The sequence below is a fragment of the Waterburya sp. genome (genome assembly GCF_058530065.1).
In genome coordinates this window covers 1-2,856 of the sequence record NZ_JBZNBU010000291.1, presented here as the reverse complement: position 1 = coordinate 2,856, position 2,856 = coordinate 1, and the positions used below count along the sequence as shown (strand labels likewise).

Below are 2,856 nucleotides of genomic sequence, written 5' to 3'. Positions count from 1 at the left end.
GCAGTATTCAAAACCTCATCTAACTTACTAGCATCTCTTCCACCAGCCTGGGCTAGATTTGGTCTCCCTCCGCCTCCACCTCCGCAGATTTTGGCAATACCGCCGATGAATTTACCAGCTTGGAGTTTTTTCTCTTTAATTACTTGTTGGCTAAAAGCAGCAACCAGACTCACCTTACCCTCACTGGGAATGGAAGCGACAACTACCGCAGCTTCTCCTAGTTTTTGTTGTAGTCTTTCCGCTGCTGACTGAAGAGATTTGGCATCCATTTCTCCCATGTTGGCTACTAAGATTTTATAGTCTCCTACTGTTTCCGCTTGAGATAATAGACTGTCAGATTTTGCTAAAGCTAGTTCTTGTTTGGCTGCTTCTAGTTCTTTTTGAGTTGCTTTAAGTTCTGCTTGCAGATTGTTAACCCTTTCGCTAACTTCTTCGGGTTTGACTTTAAATTTGGCACTCAATTCCTTAACTACTTTATCTCTGACGTTTAAGTAATCCAAGATAGCAGCACCAGCCACTGCTTCGATGCGTCTCACTCCAGCAGAAATACCCACTTCCGAGATAATTTTGAACGCACCAATTTCGGCAGTATTGCTAACATGAGTACCGCCACAGAGTTCCATCGATACCCCAGGGAAATCAATTACTCGGACATCATCGGCATATTTTTCCCCAAACATAGCCGTTGCACCTTTAGCTTTAGCTTCTTCCAAAGGCATAACATTAACATCTGCTTGGTGTGCTTCGGAGATCCAAGTATTCACCAAATCTTCCACTTGTCGCACGTCTTTTGCTTTTAAAGCACGAGGAGAATTAAAATCGAAACGCAAGCGATCAAAACTTACTAAAGATGCTGCTTGGGATACTGACTCATCCACAACTTTCTTTAATGCAGCCTGTAACAAATGGGTAGCGGTATGGTTGGCTTGCACCCGACGACGACAGGCGCGATCGATCGTTGCATTAACCGTATCGCCTACTTTTACCGTACCGCGATCGACTTTTCCCTGGTGTACGAAGACATTACCTTCTTTTTGCACGTCATCAATGCGAATCAAGACATCATCTCCAGAAATATAGCCTTTGTCGCCAATTTGTCCTCCAGACTCGCCATAGAAAGGGGTTTTATCGAGAACGATTTGTACTATATCGCCAGCCGTTGCTTCCAGGGCGTTTCGCGAAACGCCCCTACCGTCGTCATTGCTAATTACGATACCCATTACCTGAGATTGGGACACTAAATCCGTATAACCCAAGAAATTAGTATCGCCACTACTTTTAACGATTTCGCCTAAAGCATTCTTGGCAGTTAAGTCAATTGCTTCTAAATCTTTGCTACCCAATTCCTGATGCTGTTTCATCTCGCGATCGAATTCTTCAACATCTACCGTTAAACCTTGTTCTTCAGCAATTTCTTGAGTGAGTTCTAAAGGAAAGCCATAGGTAGCATATAGTTCAAACGCATCTTTACCTGAAATCTGTTGAGAACCCAAATTAGCAGCATTAGCAATTATATCTGCTAATAATTTTTCACCGCGATCTAGAGTTTTGAGAAATTGGGATTCTTCTCTTGCTAATTGTCCTTTAATATATTCTTCCCTTTCCCTGACGTTAGGATAGGCTGACTCCGATAGAGAAATAGCTGTTTCGGCGATCTTGTTAATAAAGTTGCCTTCAATACCAATTGATTTACCCATCCGTACGACGCGACGAATCAAACGACGCAGAATATAACCCCTACCAGTATTGCTTGCAGTTACTCCATCGGCGATTGTATGAACTACCGCCCGAACGTGATCGCCGATTACTTTGAGAGAAGTTTTAGTTTTCTCGTCGGCTTTACTGTAATCTATCTTTGCTAGATCCGCAGCAGTTTTAATAATGGGGAAGATTAAATCCGTTTCATAATTATTAGGTACTTGTTGCAGGATTTGCGCCATCCTTTCCAAACCCAAACCCGTATCGATGTTTTTATTTTTTAACGGTGTAAGATTACCTGACCCATCGCGATTGTATTGCATGAATACCAAGTTATAAAACTCGATAAATCTGCTGTCATCTTCTAAATCGATATTCTCGTCGCCCAATTCGGGATGAAAATCATAATATAACTCCGAACAAGGACCACAAGGTCCAGTAGCACCCGATTTCCAAAAGTTATCCTTTTCTCCCATCCGTTGAATGCGATGGGCGGGGATACCGATCTTGTCGCGCCAAATAGCGAAAGCTTCGTCATCTTCTTCAAATACACTAACAACTACTCTCTCCGCTGGTAGTTGATAAACCTCAGTAGATAATTCCCACGCCCATTCAATAGCTTTTTCTTTAAAATAGTCCCCAAAACTAAAATTACCCAACATCTCAAAGAAGGTATGATGTCTGGCAGTACGTCCCACATTCTCTATATCATTAGTACGGATACATTTTTGGGAAGTAGTAGCACGGGGTTGGGGTGCTTTACGCTGTCCGAGAAAGATCGGCTTGAAGGGCAACATTCCCGCGATAGTCAGCATCACCGTCGGATCTTCGGGAATCAAAGATGCACTGGGTAAAATCTTATGTTGTCTCTCTTCGTAGAATTTCAGAAACTTCTCGCGGATTTCGCTACCGCTAAGGGATGGGAGGTTAGCCATAGTAGTTTATTTAATGGTGTTTGTGTATTCTTTTTATTTTTGCATTTTTTTTGTTGTGGAAAATTAATTGTAGGGGTTGTTCATGGGTAGGGGTCGTTCGGACGCGCAGCTAATCCTTTAGGGCGAACGACCCCCACGGTGTTTATCGGCAATAACGACAATTCCACGAACACAATCCCACATCATTATCCATTCATCCAGATTCATATATATCAACCATGAG

General features: G+C 42.6%; 1 protein-coding gene. It reads right to left on the bottom strand.

Annotated elements, in window-relative coordinates; translation table 11 throughout:
• The coding region (gene alaS, locus AC33VI_RS17430) for an alanine--tRNA ligase (RefSeq protein ID WP_491783531.1) at nt 1–2,633 on the bottom strand (2,633 nt) is incomplete at its 3' end.
• Between the last annotated feature and the right edge of the window lie 223 nt (nt 2,634–2,856).